This window comes from Streptomyces sp. NPDC058534 (assembly GCF_042717365.1).
GTDB lineage: Bacteria > Actinomycetota > Actinomycetes > Streptomycetales > Streptomycetaceae > Streptomyces.
This window is the reverse complement of sequence record NZ_JBHXNW010000001.1, coordinates 231,429-253,899: the sequence shown is the minus strand read 5'-3', so window position 1 is coordinate 253,899 and position 22,471 is coordinate 231,429. Positions and strand designations below refer to the sequence as shown.

The window sequence follows — 22,471 nt, the reverse complement described above, 5'->3', positions numbered from 1 at the left end:
ACGCGCGGCCACCGACAACCGAAGAAGCTCCATGCCCGACAACCTACGGACCCCGCACCACCAGCCCACCAGAATCAGTAGGAAACGCATTCAATCGGATGAAAGTGGCACGAAATTCTGCGGATCAACCACACATCTGATAAATAGCGTTGCTCGGCCTGTTTAAGCGAAAGCCCCAACAGTTGAAGACCCTCCCGCTTTCCTGTTCGGGTGAGAGAGACATCGACGGCCAGCGCCTTGTTGCCCATGTGCGCCGGCCGTCGCCGCCTTTGCCACGGCACTCAGTTGCCGACGGACACCACTCGCGCCGGGCGGGCCAGTTCGTTGTCGAGAACGGCGGGCGACAGGGCGTGCTGGACCACCATGGCGGCGGCACCGAGCATCCCGGCAGCGGCGCCCGCGCGGGAGGCGACGATGCTCAGTTGCTGGGTGGCCATGGGCAACGACCGTCCGTAGATGGCCTCACGGACTCCGGCCAGCAGCATCTCGCCTGCCTGGGCGAGGGATCCGCCGACCACGACCAGCGACGGATTGAGCATGCTGACGCAGCCGGCCAGCACCTCCCCGATGTCACGGCCGGCCTGGCGGACCGCCTGGGCCGCGACCACGTTGCCTCCGCGAACCAGCGCGACGACATCGGAGTTGCTGTGCGCCTCAAGGCCTTGTTCACGCAGGGCCGCGGCGATGGCCGCCCCGCTGGCGACCGCTTCCAGGCACCCCTTGTTGCCGCAGCGGCACGGTGCCTCGCCCCCCTGGGGAGCGAGGATGTGGCCCATGTCGCCGGCCGCGCCGACCGCTCCGCGATGCAGCCTGCCGTTGCTGATGATGCCGGCGCCGATGCCGGTGGCCACCTTGACCAGGATGAGGTTCTCGGCGTCGGCGAAGCGCGTGGTGTGTTCGCCCAGCGCCATGAGATTGACCTCGTTGTCCACGAGGACCGGCACACCGAAGTCGGCGGCGAGGCGCCCGGGCACGTCGTAGCCGTCCCAGCCCGGCATGATCGGCGGGTTCTGCGGCTTGCCCGTGGAGTGCTCGACGGGGCCGGGCAGACCGACGCCGACCCCCGCCAGCGGGAGTGGGTCCAGTCCCGCGTCCGCCAGCAACTCGCGCCAGATGTCGCCGAGTTGCGGCAGCACCACGTCCGGGCCGTCGCTGATGTCCAGCGTCAGCCTCCTCGTTGCGAGTGCGATGCCGGTGAGGTCCGTGACCGCCAGGGTGGCGTGTGTGGCGCCCACGTCGGCGGCGAGGGCCACGCGGGCGCGGGAGTTGAACACGAATCGTTCCGCGGGCCGTCCACCGGTGGAGGCGCCGCTGCCCGCGTCGTAGACAAGCCCGGCGTCCAGAAGAGCGTCCAGGCGGCCGCGCACCGTGGAACGGGCCAGCCCGGTCTCTGCCGTGAGCTCGGCACGGGTGCGCGGCCGGCCGTCGCGGAACAGACGGAGCAGCTCACCCAGGGGTGCGGCGTTCGACGCCGGGACGTCTGCGTGCATCAGGCAATTGAACCAGACCCGATGAATGGTCTGGACGTTCTGACGCATTGACCCGGACTTCTGTAGCTAACCTCTGAACTTTTGATTGACAGCCGCCAATAGTCCCCCTACCTTGCCGTGCATGACGGTGACTCACCTCACCAATGAGGTAGAAGAGTTGTCCGCGCCCCCGCCCTTACGCACAGCGGTCGTCGGGGCCGGATTCATGGGACGGGTGCACGCCGAGGCAGCAAGGCGGGCAGGCGCCCGGGTCGTGGCGGCCATGGCCGGCAGGCCCGAGAACGCGGACGCCGCGGCTCGGACAGTCGGTGCGGAGCGCGGATACGCGGACCTCGACGGCCTGCTCACCCACGCCTCGGTGGACGTCGTCCACATCTGCACGCCCAACGCCCTGCACGCACAGGCCGCTCACGCGGCGCTGGCCGCAGGCGTCCACGTGGTGTGCGAGAAGCCGCTCGCCACCGAGGTCCGGCAGGCCGCCGCGCTGAACGACCTGGCCGCGGCCGCCGGCCGCGTGGCCACGGTGCCGTTCGTGTACCGCTTCCACCCGATGGTCCGGGAGATGCGCCACCGCCTCGCCGCAGCCGAGGCCGGGATCATCTCCGCGGTGCACGGCAGCTACCTCCAGGACTGGCTGTCCCGGCGCTCCGACGACGACTGGCGGGTCAACTCCGCGACGGGCGGCCCCTCCAGGGCGTTCGCCGACATCGGATCACACTGGTGCGACCTGTTCGAGTTCGTCTCCGGTGACCGCGTCGCACGGCTGTCCGCGCAGACTTCCGTCGTCCATGAGCGCACCGCTCGCGGACCGGGCGCGGCCACCGAGGACGCCGCCTCCGTGCAGTTCCGCACTGCCGCCGGACGCCTGGGCACGCTGGTCGTCTCCCAGGTGGCGGCGGGACGCAAGAACCGGCTGCAGATGGAGATCTCCGGTACGGACGCCAGCTTCGCCTTCGATCAGGAGGACCCCGAACGGCTCTGGCTCGGACGGCGGGACGGCAGTCGGATCCTCGTACGCGACCCCGGTTCGATGTCCGCGGCGGCGGCCCGCTACGCCCGGCTTCCCGCCGGCCATGCCCAGGGATACCAGGACTGCTTCGACGCGTTCATCGCCGACACGTACCGCGCCGTACGCGGCGACGCCACGCCCGACGGCCTCCCCACCTTCGCTGACGGGCTCCGCGCCGCCCGGATCACCGAGGCCGTGCTGGCCTCGGCCACAGCCGACGGCGCGTGGACGGAGGTGTCCGGATGAAGGAGCAGCCCGTGGTCCGGATGAAGGAGCAGCCCGTGGTCCGGCTGACCGGCATCACCAAGAGCTTCCTGGGCGTACCGGTCCTGCGGGGCGTCGACCTCGAACTGCGGGCCGGCGAGGTGCACGCACTCATGGGCGAGAACGGCGCGGGCAAGTCCACCCTGCTCAAGGTGCTCGCCGGAGTGCACCGGCCCGACGGCGGCGCCATCGAACTGGACGGCACGGAGGTGACGTTCTCGGCGCCGCTCGACGCACAGCGCGCCGGAATCGCCATCATCCACCAGGAGTTCAACCTGCTGCCGCACCGCAGCGTCGCCGAGAACGTCTACCTGGGCCGCGAACCCGTGCGGCGCGGCCAGGTCGACCGGAAGAAGATGACCGCGGACACCGCCGCCCTGCTCGCATGGCTGGGCGAGGAAGGCATCAGCCCGGACGCCGCGGTCGGCGGACTGCCGGTGGCCCAGCAGCAGGTCGTCGAGATCCTCAAGGCGCTGTCCACCAACGCCCGGGTCATCGCGATGGACGAGCCGACAGCCGCACTCGCCGACCACGAGGTCGAACTGCTCTACGACCTCATCCGCCGACTGCGCGAACGGGGCATCGCCATTCTCTACGTCTCGCACCGGATGCGTGAGGTGTACGACCTCAGCCGGCGGATCACCGTGCTCAAGGACGGCGCCTTCGTCGCCACGGCCCCGGCCGGCGACCTCACCCCCGACCAGCTCGTACGGCACATGGTCGGCCGTCCGCTCGACGACCTGTACCCGGACCGCGCCGTGCCCGCCGACCTGGGCGAGGTGCGCCTCGAGCTGCGCCAGGCGGCCAACGGACGAGTGCGCGGCCTGCACTTCGCGATCCGCGCGGGCGAAATCGTCGGCCTGGCCGGGCTCCAGGGATCCGGACGCTCCGCCGTCGCGCGCGCGATCTGGGGCGTCGAACCGCTCACCCGCGGCACAGTCCTGCTGGACGGCCACCCGCAGCGCATCCGCAGCCCCCGCGCCGCCGTCCGCCACCGCATCGCCTTCGTCACCGAGGACCGCAAGAGCGAAGGGCTCGCCCTGAGGCAGTCGGTCCGCGACAACACCCTCATGGTGCGCCGGGCCGCGCTGAGCGGCCGCACCTCCCGCGTCCACGAGGACATCGGGGAACTCCTGCGGTCCGTAACCGTGGTCGCCCGCGGTGAACACCAGGAGGTGCGCCTCCTGTCCGGAGGCAATCAGCAGAAAGTGGTGCTCGCCAAGTGGCTCGCGATCGGACCCCGGGTGCTGATCGTCGACGAACCGACGCGCGGCATCGACGTCGGTGCCAAGCAGGCCGTCCATGCCCTCCTGCGTGACCTCGCCCGTGCCGGAGTGGCCATCTTGATGATCTCGTCGGAACTACCGGAGCTGATCGGCATGAGCGACCGCATACTCGTGATGCACGAGGGAGTGCTCGCGGGCGAACTGCCCGCCGGCGCCGGTGAGGAGGCCGTCATGGGCCTCGCCACCGGTCACGGGACCGGTGAAGCGGCGTGAGCGTTCTGAGGGATCCGGTCCCCGCCACGGCGGCCCCCGCAGCGCCGGTGGGCGCGCGGAGACTGCCGCTCACCCCCACCGTGACCGTCTATCTCGCTCTGGTGGTGCTGCTGCTCGCAGGCAGCCTCCTGGTGGGGATGCAGGGCGGCGTACTGCTCGACCAGGGCGGCGTACAGAACATCCTCACCCGCAGCACCGTTCTCGGACTCGTCGCCATCGGGCAGACCATGGTCATCGTCACCGGCTCACTCGACCTGTCCGTCGCGTACGTCGTCGGACTGTGCTCCCTCGTCACCGCCGAGACCATGGCCGGGCAGGACGGCATGATGGTCCCCGGCGTCCTCCTCGCCCTCGCTGTCGCCGCGTTCGTCGGCCTGGTCAACGGCCTGGTCATCACAGTGCTCCGGGCCAACGCCTTCATCGCCACCCTCGGTGTCGCGCTCATCCTGCGCGGTTACCTCGAGGACCGTTACACGGGTCCCGCGGGCAGTGTGCCGCGTGTCTTCCAGCACCTGGGCTTCAGCCGCATCGGGCCCGTCCCGCTGTCGGCCGTCATCATGCTGGTCATCGCCGCTCTCGCCTGGTGGTACCTCACCCGGACGCGCGGCGGATACCACATGTACGCCGTGGGCGGCGACATCGACGTCGCCCGGCTGTCCGGAGTGCGCACCCGGCGCACCATCGTCACCGCACACGTGCTCTGTGCGGTGGCCGCCGGCCTCGCAGGGGTGTTCCTGGCGAGCCGGCTCGGTTCCGGCGCGCCGTACGTCGGCACCGACGCGGGCTACGACCTGGAGTCGATCGCCGCCGTCGTGCTCGGCGGCACCCTTCTCGCCGGTGGCCGCGGCGGAGTCATCGGAACCATCGGCGGAGTCCTCATCCTCGCGACCCTGGACACCGTCTTCGACGACCTCTCCGTGGACCCGTTCTTCAAGGACGTGGTGCGTGGTGTGGTCCTGATCGTCGCGGTCGCGCTCTATGCCCGCCGACGCATGTCCAGGAGGACGACGTGAACGCACCGAAGACCTGGCGGCCCCGTCTCGCCCCGGGCACAGCACCGGTTCTCGTCGTGCTCGTCGCGCTCCTCCTCGCCCTCGCTTTCGCGGGTCCCGCCTACTCCGAGCCCGCGGGCTGGCTCGCGCTGCTCAAGCGTGCCGCGCCCCTGGTGATCCTTGCGATCGGCCAGTACTTCGTGATCGTCTCCGGCGGCTTCGACCTGTCCGTCGGCTCCCTCGTCACCGCGCAGGTGGTGATCGCGGCCCGCCTGATCGACGGTCAGGAGTCCGCCACCGCCTGGGTGCTGATGCTGCTGCTCGGCCTCGGCGCACTCGTCGGACTGGTCAACGGCCTGATCACGACCCAGCTGATGGTCCCCTCGTTCATCGTGACCCTGGGCATGCTCCTCGTACTCGACGGAGCGGTGTTCCTGTGGTCGGGCGGCGCCCCGCGCGGCGCTCTGTCGGAGGGGTTCAGGGTCCTCGGCCGCGAGGGAGCCGATCTGCCGCTGATCGGCACGCTGCCGTGGTCGGTGGTCGTCCTGCTGGTGGTCCTCGCCGGCGCGGTGCTGTTCATGCGCAGCGGCACCGGCCGCACCCTGATCGCGATCGGTGACAACGAGACGGCGGTGCATCTGGCCGGCGGCCGGGTGGCGCGGCTGAGGCTCCTCGCCTTCGTGCTGTCCGGCGTGCTCGCGGCGGTCGCCGCGATCGTGCTCGGCGGGTTCGCCGGGGTGTCCGCACAGGTCGGCCAGGGCCTGGAGTTCCGCGCCATCACGGCCGTCGTGCTCGGCGGTGTGCTGCTCGGCGGTGGCCGGGGATCGGTGGTGGCGGCGGCTGCCGGTGCCCTGTCGCTGGAGGCGCTGTTCTCGCTGCTCAACCTCCTCGGCGTGTCCGGGGCGCTGGAGTCGGCCGTCCAGGGCGCGATCATCATCGCGGCGGTCGCCTACGCGTCGCTCGGTTCCGGGGAGCGGCTGCGTGTGCGCGGGCGACGCGATGTCGCGGGCGTGGCGCCCGCCCCGCACTGACACCTCGACCGCCGTAGCCCGTCCTCAACTCTGTGCCCAACAAGGAGAGAAACATGAATCGGAGATGGCCCGCCGCGGCCGTGGTGGGCGTCCTCGCCCTGGCAGGGTGCTCCAGCGACCTGCCCGCCGAGAACAAGGGCGCCACCGGCGCCGCGTCCTCCACTGCGGACGACGCCCCGTCGACGTCGGAGTTCTTCGACAAGGCCGAGTACGAGCGGCAGCTCGCGTTCCGTACCACCGACCCTCGGGGCCCCAAGGGCAAGCCGTGGGAGCAGATGCTCGCCCCCGAGATGACCGACACCGCCAAGTACGCCAAGCCCGGTGGCAACCATCACCTCTGCTTCTCCAACGCCGCGGTGGACAACCCCTGGCGGCAGGTCGGTTTCAAGACGATGCAGCAGGAAGTGAAGCAGCACCCGGAGATAACCAAGTTCACCGTGCTGGACGCCGAGGCCAAGGACGACAAGCAGATCAGCGACATCCAGTCGTTCGCCTCGAAGGACTGCAGCGCGCTGATCGTGTCACCGAACACCACCGCGACGCTGACACCGGCCGTCGAGTCGGCCTGCGAGACCGGTGTCCCGGTGATCGTCTTCGACCGCGGGGTGAAGACCGAGTGCCCGGTCACCTTCATCCACCCCATCGGCGGCTTCGCGTTCGGCGCGGACGGGGCCGAGTTCCTGAAGGACAAGGTGAAGCCGGGCGGAAAGATCCTCGCGCTGCGCATCCTGCCGGGTGTCGACGTCCTGGAGCAGCGGTGGGCCGCGGCCGACCAGATCTTCAAGGGCAGTGAACTGGACGTTGTCGGCGTGGAGTTCACCGACGGCGACGCGGCCAAGACCAAGAGCGTCGTCAGCGACTACATCCAGCGCGAGGGCACCATCGACGGCGTCTGGATGGACGCCGGCGCCACCTCTGTCGCCGCCGTCGAGGCGTTCCAGGATGCCGGCGCCGAGGTCCCCGCGATCGTCGGCGAGGACCAGCAGGACTTCCTGCGGATCTGGGCCGAGGACGAGCTGACCGCGATCGCCCCCACGTACCCGACGTACCAGTGGCGCACGCCGGTCCTCGCCGCGCTGAAGATCCTCGACGGCGAGCAGGTGCCCAAGGAGTGGGTGCTGCCGCAGCCGTCGATCGGCGCCGACGAGGTCGACAGGTATGTCCAGGAGGACCTGCCGCCCCTGCACTACGCGATGTGCGGCTGCGAGAACATGCCCGGCTACCCGGCTCCCTGGAAGTGACCGGGACGAGGAGTGACGCGGTGCACACCATCGGTGTCAACACCTGGGTATGGACCTCTCCGCTCGATGACGCGCACCTCGTCGAACTCGCCGCCAAGACGGCCGAAGCGGGCTTCGACGTGCTCGAGCTGCCGGTGGAGAACCCGGGCGACTGGGATCCGGCCGCTGCCGCGCGCGTACTGTCCGATCACGGGCTCGGCGCGAGCGTGTGCCTGGTGATGCCCCCCGGACGGGAACTCGTCGATGCCGCGCGGGACACCGTCTCCGCGACCCAGGACTACCTGCGGCACGTCGTGGACGTCGCCGCGCAGGTCGGCTCGCCCGCGATCGCCGGCCCCGCCTACGCGTCCGTCGGCCGGACCTGGCGGATGACGGCGGACGAACGGCGGGCCCGCTACGCGGAGTTGCGCGACGCGCTCGCACCGGTCGTCGACCATGCGCGGTCGGCCGGGGTGACCGTGGCGGTCGAGCCGCTGAACCGCTACGAGACCAGCCTGCTCAACACCGTCGCGCAGACCCTTGAGGCCATCGAGGGCCTGCCGACGGGCGGCTGCGGCATCGCGCTCGACGTCTACCACCAGAACATCGAGGAACGGGACATCGCTTCCGCGGTGGGGGGCGCGCCCCGGCGGGTGGCAACCCCCCCCGCGGGCCGCACCGACCCGGGCGCCCCCCCGACCCCCCCCCACCCACCCACCACTCCCCCCCCGGCCCCTCGGCGGCGCCGGCCCCCCGCCCGCGCGCCCCCCCCCCCCACGTCCAGGTCTGCGGCAACGACCGGGGCGCCCCCGGCGCCGACCACATCGACTGGCCGTCGCTCCTCGCCGCCCTCGCCGACGCGGACTACACGGGGCCGCTGTGCATCGAGTCGTTCACCGCGCAGAACGCGAGCATCGCGACCGCCGCCTCCGTCTGGCGCCCGCTCGCCTCCAGCCAGGACGCGCTCGCCGCCGACGGGCTGGCGTTCTTGCGGGGGGTGATCGCCCAGCAGGGATCCGAGGGATGAGCACGTGCAGCGTCGGCGCCGGCACGCCGCGACGTACTCCAGTCAGGAAGAGCGAGATTGATGAGAACCCGCAGATCCTTCCGCAGTACGGCACTCGGTCTGGGCGTGGCCGGTGCCGTTGTCATGGGCCTGACGCCCACACCCGCCGCCGCCCATGACGATTTCCGGGCGCTGCTGTTCACCGAGGTCGCCTCCGGCTCCTACCGGCACGACTCCATTGACGCCGGCACCGCCATGGTCGAGAAGCTCGCGGCCGAGAACCACTTCGCGGTCGAGAAATCCGAGGACTCGGCCGTCTTCAACGACGCCGACCTCGCGCGGTTCGACGTCGTCATCATGCTGCAGAACGGCGGCATGGTCTGGGACAACGACGCACAGCGCGACGCCGTCAAGAAGTACGCGGGCGACGGCGGCGGCATCGTGGCGATCCACAACGCCACGGACATGAACATCGAGTCGTCGTTCCCCTGGTGGGACGACTTCGTCAACGGCGGCGTCCACATGACCGCCCATTCGGCCAACGGCGAGGAGGGCACCGCCTACCAGATCGACGAGGTGCACGAGTCCACCAAGCACCTGCCGGACCGGTGGCAGCGAAAGGAGGAGTGGTACAACTTCACCGCCGGGATGCGCGGCAAGGTCCACCCCCTGGTCGAGGTCGACGAGTCCACCTACGACCCGGGACCCTCGAAGATGGGCACCGACCACCCCATCTCCTGGTGCCGTGACGCCGAAGGCGGCCGGGTCTGGGCCACGGGCATGGGCCACAACGCGGCCGACTACACCGAGCCGAACTTCGTGAAGCACGTGCTCGGCGGGATCAGGACCGCCGCCGGGGCCGTCCCCGCGGACTGTGGTGCCACGGTGGACTCCAACTTCGAGAAGGTCACGCTGGACGACAACACCAAGGCCCCCACCTCGCTGGACATCGCTCCCGACGGGAAGGTCTTCTACACCGAGCTGCTCGGCGAGATCAAGGTCTACGACCCCGAGACCAGGACCACCGCCACGGCGCTCAGCAAGCCCGTCTACTCAGGTGGCGAGGACGGACTGATCTCCCTCGCCCTCTCGCCGGACTTCGCGACGGACAAGCACCTCTTCGTCTATTACTCGCCGCCCGGGGACGAGGAGGTCAACCGGCTGTCCCGGTTCACGGTGAACGACAAGGCGATAGATCCCGCCTCCGAGGTCACCGTCCTCGAAGTGCCGGCCTCCCGGCGCGAGGAGCCCGGCCACACCGGCGGCTACCTGGAGTTCGGACCGAACGGCAACCTCTACATCGGCGTCGGTGACGACATCAACCCGTTCCAGTCCAGCGGGTACGCGCCGATCGACGAGCGCAGCGGCCGGGACCTGTTCGACGCTCAGAAGACCTCGGCCAACACCAACGACCTGCGCGGCAAGATCCTCAGGATCCACCCCGAGCCCGACGGCACGTACACGGTTCCCGAGGGGAACATGTTCGCTCCGGGCACGGCCAGGACGAAGCCCGAGATCTACGCGATGGGCTTCCGCAACCCGTTCCGCTTCAACGTCGCCTCCGACGGCACGCTGTACATGGCCGACTACGGGCCGGACGCCGGCAGCGACAACGCCTCCCGCGGGCCGGCGGGCCTCGTCGAATGGAACGTGATCGACAAGCCGGGCAACTACGGCTGGCCGTACTGCGTCGGCGACAACACCGCGTACAACGACTTCGACTTCGCCGCGAACACCTCCGGCGCGAAGTTCGACTGCGCCAAGCCGGTGAACAACTCGCCCAACAACACCGGTCTCACCGAGCTGCCCGCCGCCCAGCCGGCCACCGTCTGGTACGGCAACGGCAGCAACGGCAACAAGTTCCCGGAGATGGGCGACGGCGGCGAGGCGCCCATGGCGGGCCCGCGCTACGAGTACGACCCCGATCTCGAGTCCGACGTCAAGTTCCCCGAGTTCTACGACGGCAAGCCGTTCTTCGCCGACTGGACCCGGAACAAGCTCTGGACCTTCTCCCAGGACGACGAGGGCGAGCTGCTCAAGATCGACCCCTGGTTCACCAGCCTGAACCCGCTCGCCCCGATGGACATGAAGTTCGGACCCGACGGCGCGCTCTACCTCGTGGAGTGGGGCGGAGGCTACGGACGCGACAACCCCGACTCGGGCGTCTACCGGATCGACTACACGCAGGGCAACCGCCGTCCTGTGGCCAAGGCCACGGCGACTCCGTCGTCCGGACAGGCGCCGCTCAACGTCACGTTCTCCAGCGCCGGTTCCGCCGATCCCGAGGGCGGCGACATCAGCTACGCCTGGGACTTCGGCGACGGCCAGACCTCGACGGAGGCCAACCCCTCCCACTCGTTCGCCACGAACGGCGTCCGCAACGTCCAGCTGACCGTCAGCGACGCGTCCGGCAAGACCGGCACCGCGAACGTCAGCGTGACCGTGGGCAACACGGAGCCGAAGGTGACCATGAAGACCCCGGCGCACGGCGGGTTCTTCGACTTCGGTGACAAGATCCCCTTCGACCTGGACATCACCGACCCCGAGGACGGCACCGCCGACTGCGCCAAGGCCGTCGTCCAGCCCGCCCTCGGACACGACGCCCATGCCCACCCGATCGATCCGATCAAGGCGTGCTCGGGCGAGTTCACCACCCTGTTCGACGAGGGCCACGCCGACGCCGACATCTTCTACTCGATCGACGCCGGCTACACCGACAAGGGCGCGAACGGGCAGCCGCCGCTCACCGGCCGCGACATCACCGTCATCCAGCCCAAGCACAAGCAGGCCGAGTTCTTCTCCGACTCCACCGGTGTCACCGTGCAGAACGACGCGGGTGCCGAGACCGGCAAGCGGGTCGGCGAGATCGGCAACGGCGACTGGATCAGCTTCGACCCGGTCAACCTGACGAACATCGACAAGGTCACCGCACAGGTCTCCTCGGCCTCGGCCGGCGGGTCCATCGAGCTGCGGCAGGACTCACCGACCGGAAAGCTGATCGCCACCCTGCCGGTCAAGGCCACCGGCGGACTCGACACCTACGCCACCCTGCCCGAGACGGAGGTGACCGACCCCGGCGGCACGATGAAGCTCCACGCCGTCTTCAAGACCACCGCCGACAACCAGTTCACCGTCGACTCCTTCGACTTCATCGGCAAGGGCGTCTCGGCCAACGCGGCCCCGCACGTGACCGTGTCCGCGACCCCGGCCTCCGGATCCGCGCCCCTGGCCGTCGACTTCACCGCGACCGCCACGGATCCGGAGAACAACACCCCGTTCACGTACGCGTGGACGTTCGGCGACGGCAAGACCGGAACCGGCGCCAAGCCGTCCCACACCTACGACAAGGCCGGCGCCTACACCGCTTCGGTCACTGTCACCGACTCGGCCGGCCGGGCCAAGAAGGCCTCGGCGAAGGTGACCGTGCGCCCGGCTCCCATGCCTCCCATCACGTGCACCGCGCCGGACCCGACGATCTCCGTCAGCGACGAGTTCAACAGCGACCGGATCGACGGCTGCCGCTGGGACGCGGTGACCCGCCCGGACCTGAACACCATCCGGATGGCTGACGGCGCGCTGAGCATCGACACCGAGCCGGGCGACATCAACGGTTCGGCGAACGACGACCCGGAGAACCTCGTCCTGCAGGACGCGCCGGACGGCGACTGGGTCGTCGAGACACGGATGCGCGGCGATCTGAAGGAGCGCTTCCAGCTCGCCGGCCTCATGGTCCACGGAAACGACGACGACTACGTGAAGTTCGACGTGGCCGCGTTCAACTCACCGGGCTCGGCCCCGTCGCTCCACGCGGAGCTCGTCTCCGAGAACGCCGGGGTGTTCGGTCAGGGTGGCAACCGGTCGACAGCCGTCTCCCTTCCGGAGAGCGGCTGGTGGCACCTGCGGCTGACCAAGACGGGCAACACCTACACCGGCGAGATCAGCGACGGAGGGACCGACTGGAAGTCGCTCGGCACGGTGACCAACGAGGTGCCCGCACCGCGGTTCGGCGTGATGGCCATCGGTCCGCAGCAGACACGAGGGCCGGTGACGGTCGACTTCGACTGGCTGCGCCTCGCCGGTGAGAAGCCGGCCGACCCCATCGCCTCGGGCAGCACCTACCAGATCCTGAGCCGGAGTGACGGCGGCGCCGTCAACGCCGCCCGCAGGGGCAAGCAGCTGAACGTCACCGCCAAGGAGGCGGTCGACAGCCAGAAGTTCGTCTTCACCGAGAACACGGACGGCAGCTACCGCGTCAAGAGCGTCTCCCGCGACCTGTGCCTCCAGGTCCAGGGAAAGGTGACCAAGAGCGGCGCCGAGATCGTCCAGCACCGCTGCGGGCCGGGCGACGCCCAGAAGTTCCGGGTGATACGCGCTCCGGAAGGCGGGTACGCCCTGGTCGCCACGGGTGATCTCGTAGTGACCGTCGCGGACAAGAGGGGCCGTCTGGTCCAGCAGCCCGACAAGGGCGTCCCGGCACAGCGCTGGACATTCGTCCCCGCGTAGGTCACCCACGACCCCCGTGCGCCACAACCCCGATGCGCACGGGCACCGGCGGGGAGCGGTTGCCGGACCGCTCCCCGCCACCGACCGGCACCGTACCCACGGCGCCGGCGGCCGGCTGCCGATTCGCCCCCGGTACGCGGCAGTCGTGTTCGGCTACCCCGCCCCCGACCACATGCCGAAACCGCCTGACGACACGACGGGCCGACCGGCCCACCCTTGCCGGCTCGGCGCCTTCGAGAGCTCCGACGCGGGCGGCGGGCGCAGCACGTTGCATACGGCCGCGTCGACCGTGGCCTCGCCGACGTCGCCCGCGCGGACAACCGCACGACACCACTCCGTACGGCCGGGCTGTCGACCGCTCGTACCGGCGCGCGCACGGCCGAGGCCGTCATCGACACCCTCAATGACCAGCTCGGCCTGCTGTAGCACGGTGGCAGAACCCCGGGTTTCGGTAACGGCGATGACGGCGGCGGCCCGCTGCGCGGCGGTGGGGGCGCCCCCAATGGCGCGCCGCTATCAGGCAGCGCGGCGCAAGGCGACGAAACAGCGATGCCGGGTACTCCACTGCTCGGTAGCAGCCCAGCCCGTCTCCCGGGCCACGCGCAACAACGCCGGCACACCGAGCCTGGCCCACGGAAACGCCGCACCAAAGCTCCTCTGCCCGTCGTCCACACGTACCAGTAGCCGCTCGTCGACGTCCCGAGACGCCGTCTCCACCAACACCAGACCTCCGGCCGCCATGACCTGAGCAATGCGCTCCAGCAGGGCACGCGGGTCGCCGCCGATACCGACGTTGCCGTCGATCAGTAGCGCGGTCTGCCAGCATCCCTCGTCCGGCAGAGGGTCGAACACACTGCGACACAGAGCCCTGCCACCCCTTCGCACAGTGCGGGCGACGGCTTCTTGACTCACGTCGATGCCGAGACTTGAGTGCCCGAGCCCGCGCAAAGCAGTGACCAGCCGTCCGGGGCCACAACCGATGTCAAGCACCGGCCCAACGCATCGGTGCAGGACCGTGAGATCAACGAGATCCGCGCGGGCACACCATCGCTCGATCTCGAGCGGCTGGAGCCAACCGCCGGACCCGCGCAAGAACAGCGGACCCCGGCTGGCGCGGAGCGCATCACGGTACGGGCCGCCCTGCCACGCAGCGATGTCTCCTACCGGACCCGAGACCCGGGACAAATCCCCAGATCGCAAGGAGACGACGGGCTCTGTGTCGGTTTGGCCTGGATCATGGGCCCGCGCGGCCTGGGGTGGTTGACATGGCTTCAGCCGCTTTCCCCTTTCATGTCACCTCCGGTACCGACGGCCCTTCCCGGGGCCACCGTCCCCGAGCAGATCAGCTCTGGCTGGGTCGAGCCCCTGCCTCTTTCCCTACACGTTTGACCTTCTTTGAAGCTGAAGCAACGCCGTGGCCCAGCAAGGCGTACGCCACGCGGCTCATCCCAGACACCGGAACGCTGGCCGGGGACCTGACCGCACTGCTGTGGGGCCTGGTCGACGAGTTCCACGCTCCTGCCGCCGCAGCGGCGCTCCCGGGGCTGCTCGCTGACTTCGCCGCCGATCCGGTGCTGAAGGCGCGCATCCGCAGCGACTTCCTGGGCCCGTCGAAGGAGCGGCTGCTGATCGTCTTCGAGCGTGCCGTGACGCGCGGAGAGATCGCGGGCGACACGCCCGTGGACCTGGTCCTGGACACGCTGGCCGGAGCCGTGTTCTTCCGCGTCGGTCTGGTCGGGGAACATCCCGGCCCTCAGCTGGCCGGCCGGCTGGCTGCTGTCATAGCCAAGGGAATCGAGATCCGATGAACGGCTGGCTTCTCGCAGCGGGCATCACCGCGTTCGGTGTGGCCGCAGCGCACATCGTCGGCGGGCACCGGGATGTGGTGCGCCCGCTGCTGTCCTGCGGACTCGCTGACGAACCCAAGCGCGTCCTTCATGCCGTGTGGCACATGGTGAGCGTCGACCTGGTGCTCTCCGCAGCCGCCTTGGTCTACCTCGCGCTGGCGGACGATACGTCAGCGACCGGCCTGATGGCGTGGTTCGTGGCTGCGCACTTCGTCGCGTACGCAGTCGCCTTCTTGGTCGTCACGCTGTCGGTCGGCTGGCCGAAGCCACTGCTCCGGCTGCCGCAGTGGATGCTGCTCCTGCCGGTCGCGGTCCTGACAGTGGCGGGCGCCGCGTAGCGACAGCCCCGGAGAGATACAGCAGAGGTGCCCGCGGGGCTCATCCGAGGCGTCAGCAGCTGCTCGGCAACGAACGCTGCTGAAGATCCGGGACTTCGACGATGGCTACCAGCAGCTGCGCGAGGCCGCGCGTGGGTGTCGTGCTACGCCCCGCTCGCCGGGACCGCCCGCCGGTTAGGACCTGTTGGCCTCAACGGTTCCAGCTGGCCGGTGACCAGCGGTCCGCACATCGCGGGCGTCGCCTGTGAGTGGCGACCTGGAACCGCGCGGGCGGGTTTCTAGGCCAAATGGACGGAGTGGTGCGTGCCTCTCTAGGTGATCGGGCACCCATGTGCCGTTCGACCCCGTACATCTCGGAATCACTCATCGGATCCATCATCGGGAGTCCGCATGGAACCAGTCGGCATGCCGCGGAACTGTCCGTTCGACTACGCAAAGGCCCTCGAGTTCGACCCCATACTCAAGTACTTGATGACCGAAGAGCCCGTCTCCCGCATCCGGCTGCCCCACGGCGAGGGGGAAGCATGGCTTGTCACCGGCTACGACGATGTGCGCACGGTGACTACCGACCGGCGTTTCAGCCGCCGCGCCATCATCGGCCGGAACTTTCCGCGCATGACCCCTGAACCAATCGTTCAGGACGAGGCGATCAACGTGATGGACCCACCGGACAGCAGCCGCCTGCGCAGCCTGATCTCCAAAGGCTTTGCGCCTCGTCACATGGAACGCATGCGGGTCCGCACCCAGCATGTCGTGAACGAACTGCTGGACCGGATGGCGGAGCGCGGTTCTCCCGCGGACCTCACCGAGCACTTGGCCGACCCTCTGCCCTTGGCCACCATCTGCGAGGTCCTCGACATCCCCGAGGCCGATCGGGCCCAACTGCGCGCTCATGCACGGACCATGATGGACACCGGCATCGACAACCGGGACGACGCCGTACGGGCCAAGGCCGATCTCCGCGCCTACTTCCACACGTTGACCGGGCGCCGGCGCGAGAACCCCGGCGACGACCTGATCAGCGCGCTGGCCACGGCTCGCGATGGAGATGAGATCCTCAACGACCAGGAACTGGCCGTTATGGCCATGGTCCTGCTCATCACCGGACAGGACACCACCACCTACCAGATCGGGAACATCGCCTACGCCCTGCTCACCCGTCCCAAAGAGCTCGCCACGCTGCGCGCCGATCCTGAGATGCTCCCGCAGGCCATCGAGGAACTGCTGCGCTTCATCCCCTTCCGTAAAGGAGTCGGCATTCCCCGCGTCGCCCTGGAAGACCTGGAACTGAGCGGGGTGACGATCCGGGCAGGGGACATCGTGCACGTCTCCTATCTGACGGCCAACCGTGACAGACGCAAGTTCGACCGGCCTGACGAGCTGGATCTGGAACGCTCTGGTCCGTCTCACATGACCTTCGGCTGGGGTGGACATCACTGTCTCGGCGCTCCGCTCGCCACCACGGAACTCCAAGTCGCACTCGGCACCCTTCTGGAACGCTTCCCCGACCTGAAACTGGCGAAGCCGGCCGAAGAAGTGCGCTGGAACAGAACATCGATCTGGCGCTATCCGATCTCGCTCCCCGTCACCTGGTGACCGCGGCGCCCCCGGATGCGCATGGAGTCCGTGCGTCCGAGGCCCACTTGTAGGCCTTCGGATGACTGCCGCCCACCGCGCCCCGCCTCGCCGCGGGGCGTGCGTCGGGCAAGGCTCGGCGGCGCCGGGTTATGAATCGCCGCCTCGACCGTGGCCGGGAACAAGGCTGTCATCAACAATGCGTCGCCACGAGGGCCACGGCCCGCTGTGACCCAGGCCGTCCCTCGTGCGCTGCGCTCGACATGCGGCCTTCACCCTCCCGTCGTAGCGTGGGTCAGACGGCTGACCAAGCCGTGGCGGATCACCGTCCGCCCGAACGGGGAGAACTCAGTCTTCGACGGTCTGCCCGACCGCGCCCGTGCCAGGGGTATCGAACCGGCGCCGGAGCCCACCAAGGATCTGTTCCGCACGATTTCCGCGCGGAGGATCCGGGGTGGCTCCCGCCGGAGGAGAACAGCCCGCATCTGGTCACGGCCCGGCTGTGTGGACCACGTCCGCTGGGAGGCATTCCATGGCAGTTCTCTGCAAGCCGGCCATCGAAGTACCCGAGTACGTCATCACCAACGAAGAGACCCTCGAGCTGGCGCAACGGTTGCACGGCGACCATCCGCAGCTCGATCTGGTCCTCAGCCTGATCGAGCACACCGGGGTACAGAAGCGGCATCTGATCCAGCCGATCGAGAAGGTGCTGCAGCACCCGGGTGTCGACGCCCGCAGCACCACCTACGAGGCGCACACCAAGGCCCGCGTGCCGGCCGTGGTGCGCCGGGCTCTCGACCAGGCGGAGTTGGAGCCGCAGCAGATCGACATGATCATCTACGTGTCCTGCACCGGCTTCATGATGCCTCCGCCGACTGCATGGCTTATCGACACGATGGGCTTCCGGCCGGAGACGCGGCAGATGCCGATCGCCCAACTCGGCTGCGCAGCAGGCGGTGCGGCCATCAACCGAGCACACGACTTCTGCACGGCGTACCCCGACGCCAACGCGCTCGTCATCGCCTGCGAGTTCTGCTCGCTGTGCTATCAGCCCACCGATCTCGGCGTGGGATCCCTGCTGTCCAACGGTCTGTTCGGCGACGGGATCGCTGCGGCCGTGATCCGGGGCAACGGCGGCACCGGGGTCCGCCTGGAACGCAACGGCTCGTACATCATCCCGAGCACCGAGGAGTGGATCTCCTACGCGGTCCGCTCCACCGGCTTCCACTTCCAGCTCGACAAGCGCGTGCCCGGGACCATGGAGCCGCTCGCCCCGGCCCTGCAGGCCCTCGCGGAGCAGCACCAATGGAACGCCAGCAAGATGGACTTCTACATCATCCACGCGGGCGGCCCGCGCATCCTGGACGACCTGAGCCTCTTCCTCGACGTGCCGCCCGAGGCGTTCCGCTTCAGCCGCGCCACGCTCACCGAGTACGGCAACATAGCCAGCGCGGTGGTACTCGATGCCCTGGCCCGCATGTTCGACGAGGCATCAGCCCTTGACGGCCACCGCGGCCTGATGGCCGGCTTCGGGCCCGGCATCACCGCCGAGATCGCCCTGGGCACCTGGACCTCGGAATCCGAATCCTGAGACCTCAAGCCTGCCGAGGGTCTCCCGCGCCCTTGAAGGTATAGGGGCCGGCCGGGGGGAAACGGACAGCGACACGTCGTCGCGCCGACAGGGCATGACTGGCCATGACCGGCAACCTACGCCGCCCGCCGGCCCCGGCGTCCGACGATCTCCCGAACGTCCCACCAACAAGTGGCACCCCGCAGCGGTCACCGCAAGCCGCTCCGCTGGTTTCTGGTGTGCGGCTACCGCTGGACGCAGGGCCCGGCAGGAAGCCGTCGTTGTCGCGGTCGTCGCGGTGGCCATCACTGTGGCTGCCGAGTCTGTGCCGCACGAGGTCTTCGCCGGCTCTTTCAGCACGGCCGACATGACGACTCCGCAGATCTCGTTCTTCTACGGCGGCGCCGGCCTCTACCTGATGTACGCGCTCGGCATGGCGTGCCGGTGGACTCGCCGCTATGCCCGCATGTCCCGGCGCCCGCATTCCACCGGGCTCTGGATGGCCGCCGTGGGTGTGGGGGCGATGGCGGTGGCCTGCGCGATCCGCGCCGTCATCGTCGCCGTTCGCGCGGCCGACGTAGAAGTATCCAAACCGCTCATGGCAGCCGTCGCCTTCCTCCTGGTGGCGTCCATCCTCACGTTCGCGGCGGGCATCACGTACTCCGGAGCCCGAGCCCGGATCTCGTCCCTCCGCCTCTGGCTTCAGCACCGACGCGATCACCGCCGCCTCGCGCCGTTGTGGGAGCTGCTGGCGGAGACGTACCCGGACAACGTGTTGCGGCCGGCGTCCGCGGCGGCGCTGGACCGGTGGCGGGCCCGCGGCGTGCACCGGCGCTACCACCGCCGCATCGTGGAATGCCGCGACGGCTTGGTGGACATCAGCCCGTACCTGCTGGACGAGGGTGACGACAGCACAGCCCTCAACATCGACTCCACCGAGCTTGCCGCCCGGCTCCGCCGGGCCTCCGCCCGGGGCGAGAAGGGGGTCCCCGCGCCCCGCCGTGCGGTTCCCCTCGCGATGGCCCTGGGCAGCGACCGCGAGTCGGACGTGAAACAACTGATTGCGGTATCCGACGAACTGCGCGCAGCCGCATGACCTCGCACCTACCTGGAAGAGGGCGCCGTTCTCATCGAGGGCGAATCGATCGCGGCCGTTGGGCCGCGTGCGGAGATCGAGGAGCGGGCCGGGGCCGACGTGCCCCGGTTCGAGTTCGGCGGAACCGTCTTGCCGGGGCTCATCGACGCCCACGTTCACCTGGCCTTCGACGGCGGGCCTGATCCGGTGTCCACCCTCCAGGATTCGACGGATGAAGCCCTGTTCGAGGACATGCGGCGTCGCGGCGAACAGCTCCTGCACAGCGGCGTCACCACGGTCCGGGATCTCGGTGACCGCGGCGGCCTGGCGCTTCGTCTGGCTGCGGAGATCAACGATCGCCGTACGGCGGGACCGAGGATCGTCTCCGCGGCCACCCCGGCGACCACCGTGGGTGGGCACTGCCACTTCCTCGGCGGCGAAGTCTCCGGCGAGACCGAGATCCGCGACCTCGTACGGCGCAACCTCGCGGCCGGGGCCGGGGTCATCAAGGCGATGGTCACCGGTGGCGGTCTGACGAAGGACGGCCCCAAGAGCCATCAGTCGCAGTTCACGGCGGAGGAACTGGCCGCTCTGGTCGAGGAAGCCCACAAGGCGGGCGTGCCCGTCGCGGCCCATGCCCACGGTGCCGACGGCATCGCCTCCGCCGTCGAGGCAGGCGTCGACACCATCGAGCACTGCACCTGGATGTCGAGCGATGGCCTGGACTTCCGGCCCGACGTAGTCCAGCAGATCATCACGAAAAACATCACCGTCTGCCCGGCCGTAAGCCCGCACTGGCAGATACTCCCGCGCTTCTTCGGCGAGGAGCGAGCCAGCTCGATGTTCGATCTGGTGCGGCAGATGGCCGATGCCGGGGTCCGCCTGATCGCAGGGACGGACGCAGGCGTGCAGCGCGCCGGCTTCGACGGGCTTGTTCAGGCCCTGTCGTTCTCCTCGCACCTGGGTCCGCCGAACGCCACGATCATCGACATGGCGACCTCACAGGCTGCCGCCGCCCTGGGCCTGGGCGACATCACGGGGAAGGTCGCTCCCGGCTACCGCGCGGATCTCCTCCTGGTGGACGCGGTGACCCGCTCGGTGATCTCTCCGCACTGAGCGGAGTCCAGGCCGTGTTCGCCTCCGGCCAGCGCCACGAGCCAAACGGCACGCGGCAGTAGGAAACGCACGCTGGTGCCCTGTTTCCCGACCCTCGCGGGTCCGGGAACAGGGCACTGGCTAGGCCGCCGCCACAGGCCCTGACCGCCACAAGCGTGAACCGGAGGGGAGGGGGCCTGCGGGGCCGCGCCGGCCTCCCCAGGCGCGGGTGCCGGGCAGCTGCGAGGGGGTTGGTCAGCGCCGCCGGAGGGGAGGAGTGCAGAGCAGGTCTTTGAGATTGCCGTCGTCGAGGCAGACGCGTACGAATGCGGCTCCTCCGACGACGTCGGCCGGCACGGTGAAGCGGTAGCTCTTGGTGTTGCCGCACGCCGTGTCGGAAGAGACGGAGCCGGCCGAGCCGATCTTGTTGTCGTGGGCGTCGTAGGTGTACGCCCAGGTGCGCCGGCAGTATGCCTGACCGGCCGCGCTCACCGACTTGTGCGTCCCCGTCACCTCGATCGATCGGTTGTACCAGGTGACCGTGCCCTTCGTCCATGTGTTCCCGACGGGGACGTGGAAGGTGGTGGGCAGGCTGGCGCCGGTCTCTGCGCCGGCGGCGGTTTGTGCGCCGGCGGCGGGAACGCCCAGCAGGGTGCCCGCGATGAGCACGGCGGAACCGAGGGCGGCGGCGAGATGAGTCCTCATGCGATCTCCAGGTTGGGGTGAGCCGGTTGCGGCTTCACATCCTGGGCGGGTAGACCGCCTGTGGCCTACCTCTTAAGTCACGGCTTAAAGGGGGGGAGACGTCCGGCGCGGCGCCTCGCGCACCTGGCCCCCATTATCCGGTGGCAGCCGTCCAGGGCGGCGCCCACCAATCTGGCGCGGCGGCACCCCCGGGGTTTCACGGTTCCCTCAGAACGCCGGTCCGCAGCAGGGCCAGGCCAAGGGGGGTGATGAAGTGCAGTACGGACCCGCCTCGGCGGCTGGTGGTGATGAGGTCCGTGTTCCGCAGCACTCTCGCGTGCTGACTGGCCGCTGCAGCCGTGACGTTGAGGCGGCGGGCCAGTTCGCTCGTCGTGCAGCCTTCCGCTGTCACATGCAGGGCGGCAGCTCGCGTGCGGCCGAGCAAAGACTCCAGGTCCCGCACGGCGGAGCCGTCGGCTTCTGCCGGTTCGCTGCCGGTCAGCGACCGGCGCAGAGCTGGCACGGTCAGTCGGGGAGGCTGGGCGGGATCGAGCGGGTCCCACAGAAAGCTCACCGGGTGTTTCGAGAAGACCGTGGGCGTGATGATCAGTCCCCTTCCCTGGAGACGCACCTCAACTCGGCGCGGGTAGGGAGCTTCGAGCACCGGTGGACGCCAGCGGACCAGCGGTGCGCAGATCGAACGCAGCAGCAGATCGATGCCGCCCTCCAACATCAGGTTCGCGCAACGGGTGGACAGCGCGACCAGTTCGGACCGCCCTCGATGCCAGTAGGGCTCCACGGTCAGCCGATGGCAGGCGCGCACGGCCTCGGCGAGCTGCTGTCGCGCCTCGCGGTCGCCCTCAGACACCTGCCTGGCCCATGGCAGGTGGCCGGGGTGGAAGTCGAGACCCTCGAACTCGCGCCGCAGCCGGGACACCGGCGCGTGCAGCAAGTTGTCCACGGCGTGGTCCAAAGAGGGCACATCGCCCATCAGTGCCAGCAGATCAAGCCCCGGACCGCGCACCGGAACCAGGCACGTCAGGGGACGCGTGTCCGCTCCCATCCGGCCCGCGACCGCTGACCGCCACGTGCGGAAGTGCGGAAGCTCCCGGTTCTCCCTCAGCAGCTCCAGGCTGTAGTAGACCTCCGCTGCGACGCCGATCGTTGCGGCCACCCGTGTCCGGGCGAGGTCTTCGGCCGTGAAGTGAATGCGTAACACCGACCGGCCCCCTGCGTCGAAGTTGAGCGCGTGAGCGCACCCCCAGCATGCCCC

The 22,471-nt window shown here is 69.4% G+C and carries 17 protein-coding genes and 2 pseudogenes; 15 read left to right on the top strand and 4 right to left on the bottom strand.

The window, feature by feature from the left end; translation table 11 throughout:
• Positions 1–281: 281 nt before the first annotated feature.
• Positions 282–1,490 carry an ROK family protein gene (locus ACFWR9_RS01075; RefSeq protein WP_383833521.1) on the bottom strand — a complete coding sequence of 403 codons (1,209 nt, stop codon included), beginning with the start codon at positions 1,488–1,490 and terminating at the stop codon, positions 282–284.
• Positions 1,491–1,611: 121 nt separating this feature from the next.
• On the opposite strand from ACFWR9_RS01075, the gene ACFWR9_RS01070 reads away from it, so the two are divergent.
• The 8 genes and pseudogenes from ACFWR9_RS01070 (at position 1,612) to ACFWR9_RS01035 (ending at position 13,440) form a co-directional block, all read left to right on the top strand.
• Positions 1,612–2,745, top strand: a complete 1,134-nt coding sequence (locus tag ACFWR9_RS01070) for a Gfo/Idh/MocA family protein (RefSeq protein WP_383833518.1) — start codon at positions 1,612–1,614, stop codon at positions 2,743–2,745.
• Positions 2,742–4,262: a sugar ABC transporter ATP-binding protein gene (locus tag ACFWR9_RS01065; RefSeq protein WP_383833515.1), complete on the top strand. Its 1,521-nt coding sequence runs from the start codon at positions 2,742–2,744 to the stop codon at positions 4,260–4,262. Before ACFWR9_RS01070 ends, ACFWR9_RS01065 begins: the two co-directional genes overlap by 4 nt.
• Positions 4,259–5,275 carry an ABC transporter permease gene (locus tag ACFWR9_RS01060; protein ID WP_383833512.1) on the top strand — a complete coding sequence of 339 codons (1,017 nt, stop codon included), beginning with the start codon at positions 4,259–4,261 and terminating at the stop codon, positions 5,273–5,275. Before ACFWR9_RS01065 ends, ACFWR9_RS01060 begins: the two co-directional genes overlap by 4 nt.
• On the top strand, positions 5,272–6,285 hold the full coding sequence (locus ACFWR9_RS01055; protein WP_383833509.1) for an ABC transporter permease: 1,014 nt from the start codon (positions 5,272–5,274) through the stop codon (positions 6,283–6,285). The genes ACFWR9_RS01060 and ACFWR9_RS01055 overlap by 4 nt, the downstream gene beginning before the upstream one ends.
• Positions 6,286–6,338: 53 nt before the next feature.
• Positions 6,339–7,526 carry a substrate-binding domain-containing protein gene (locus ACFWR9_RS01050; RefSeq protein WP_383833506.1) on the top strand — a complete coding sequence of 396 codons (1,188 nt, stop codon included), beginning with the start codon at positions 6,339–6,341 and terminating at the stop codon, positions 7,524–7,526.
• Positions 7,527–7,546: 20 nt separating this feature from the next.
• Positions 7,547–8,532 (top strand): annotated as a pseudogene (locus ACFWR9_RS01045) (sugar phosphate isomerase/epimerase family protein).
• 60 nt (positions 8,533–8,592) lie between these two features.
• Entirely contained in the window at positions 8,593–13,014 is a 4,422-nt protein-coding gene (locus ACFWR9_RS01040; RefSeq protein WP_383833504.1) for a ThuA domain-containing protein, read from the top strand.
• A gap of 216 nt (positions 13,015–13,230) precedes the next feature.
• On the top strand, positions 13,231–13,440 hold the full coding sequence (locus tag ACFWR9_RS01035) for a hypothetical protein (RefSeq protein ID WP_383833501.1): 210 nt from the start codon (positions 13,231–13,233) through the stop codon (positions 13,438–13,440).
• 90 nt (positions 13,441–13,530) lie between these two features.
• Here the strand turns inward: ACFWR9_RS01035 and ACFWR9_RS01030 are convergent, their stop codons facing one another.
• Positions 13,531–14,004, bottom strand: a complete 474-nt coding sequence (locus tag ACFWR9_RS01030) for a class I SAM-dependent methyltransferase (protein WP_383833498.1) — start codon at positions 14,002–14,004, stop codon at positions 13,531–13,533.
• Positions 14,005–14,399: 395 nt separating this feature from the next.
• Between ACFWR9_RS01030 and ACFWR9_RS01025 the strand changes: the two genes are divergently transcribed.
• The 7 genes and pseudogenes from ACFWR9_RS01025 to ACFWR9_RS00995 all read left to right on the top strand — a co-directional run bounded on the left by ACFWR9_RS01025 (position 14,400) and on the right by ACFWR9_RS00995 (position 20,535).
• On the top strand, positions 14,400–14,822 hold the full coding sequence (locus ACFWR9_RS01025) for a TetR-like C-terminal domain-containing protein (RefSeq protein WP_383833495.1): 423 nt from the start codon (positions 14,400–14,402) through the stop codon (positions 14,820–14,822).
• A complete protein-coding gene (locus ACFWR9_RS01020) occupies positions 14,819–15,199 on the top strand; it encodes a hypothetical protein (protein WP_383833492.1) in 381 nt (126 codons plus the stop codon). The genes ACFWR9_RS01025 and ACFWR9_RS01020 overlap by 4 nt, the downstream gene beginning before the upstream one ends.
• A gap of 390 nt (positions 15,200–15,589) precedes the next feature.
• Positions 15,590–16,795 carry a cytochrome P450 gene (locus ACFWR9_RS01015; protein ID WP_383833489.1) on the top strand — a complete coding sequence of 402 codons (1,206 nt, stop codon included), beginning with the start codon at positions 15,590–15,592 and terminating at the stop codon, positions 16,793–16,795.
• Positions 16,796–17,306: 511 nt separating this feature from the next.
• The gene (locus ACFWR9_RS01010) at positions 17,307–18,365 is read left to right on the top strand and encodes a type III polyketide synthase (RefSeq protein ID WP_383833486.1); all 1,059 of its coding nucleotides are present in this window, start codon (positions 17,307–17,309) and stop codon (positions 18,363–18,365) included.
• Between the two features lie 94 nt (positions 18,366–18,459).
• Positions 18,460–19,440: an MAB_1171c family putative transporter gene (locus tag ACFWR9_RS01005; protein WP_383833483.1), complete on the top strand. Its 981-nt coding sequence runs from the start codon at positions 18,460–18,462 to the stop codon at positions 19,438–19,440.
• Positions 19,441–19,452: 12 nt separating this feature from the next.
• Positions 19,453–19,497: pseudogene (locus ACFWR9_RS01000) on the top strand (hypothetical protein); the annotation flags it as partial.
• Between the two features lie 72 nt (positions 19,498–19,569).
• The gene (locus ACFWR9_RS00995; protein ID WP_383833480.1) at positions 19,570–20,535 is read left to right on the top strand and encodes an amidohydrolase family protein; all 966 of its coding nucleotides are present in this window, start codon (positions 19,570–19,572) and stop codon (positions 20,533–20,535) included.
• A gap of 234 nt (positions 20,536–20,769) precedes the next feature.
• Here ACFWR9_RS00995 and ACFWR9_RS00990 read toward each other — a convergent pair whose 3' ends face one another.
• Together ACFWR9_RS00990 and ACFWR9_RS00985 are read right to left on the bottom strand one after the other, a co-directional pair.
• Positions 20,770–21,219, bottom strand: coding sequence for a hypothetical protein (locus tag ACFWR9_RS00990; RefSeq protein ID WP_383833477.1), 450 nt, complete (start codon positions 21,217–21,219; stop codon positions 20,770–20,772).
• A gap of 196 nt (positions 21,220–21,415) precedes the next feature.
• Complete coding sequence (locus ACFWR9_RS00985; protein ID WP_383833474.1) at positions 21,416–22,372, bottom strand: ArsR/SmtB family transcription factor; 957 nt, start codon at positions 22,370–22,372, stop codon at positions 21,416–21,418.
• Positions 22,373–22,471 lie beyond the last annotated feature (99 nt).

Coding starts and splice junctions, on each gene's coding strand:
- ACFWR9_RS01050 (WP_383833506.1), top strand. CDS start 6,339: ATGAATCGGAGATGGCCCGCCGCGGCCGTGGTGGGCGTCCTCGCCCTG.
- ACFWR9_RS01065 (WP_383833515.1), top strand. CDS start 2,742: ATGAAGGAGCAGCCCGTGGTCCGGATGAAGGAGCAGCCCGTGGTCCGG.
- ACFWR9_RS01015 (WP_383833489.1), top strand. CDS start 15,590: ATGGAACCAGTCGGCATGCCGCGGAACTGTCCGTTCGACTACGCAAAG.
- ACFWR9_RS01020 (WP_383833492.1), top strand. CDS start 14,819: ATGAACGGCTGGCTTCTCGCAGCGGGCATCACCGCGTTCGGTGTGGCC.
- ACFWR9_RS00990 (WP_383833477.1), bottom strand. CDS start 21,219: ATGAGGACTCATCTCGCCGCCGCCCTCGGTTCCGCCGTGCTCATCGCG.
- ACFWR9_RS01040 (WP_383833504.1), top strand. CDS start 8,593: ATGAGAACCCGCAGATCCTTCCGCAGTACGGCACTCGGTCTGGGCGTG.
- ACFWR9_RS01010 (WP_383833486.1), top strand. CDS start 17,307: ATGGCAGTTCTCTGCAAGCCGGCCATCGAAGTACCCGAGTACGTCATC.
- ACFWR9_RS01075 (WP_383833521.1), bottom strand. CDS start 1,490: ATGCACGCAGACGTCCCGGCGTCGAACGCCGCACCCCTGGGTGAGCTG.
- ACFWR9_RS01005 (WP_383833483.1), top strand. CDS start 18,460: ATGACTGGCCATGACCGGCAACCTACGCCGCCCGCCGGCCCCGGCGTC.
- ACFWR9_RS01070 (WP_383833518.1), top strand. CDS start 1,612: ATGACGGTGACTCACCTCACCAATGAGGTAGAAGAGTTGTCCGCGCCC.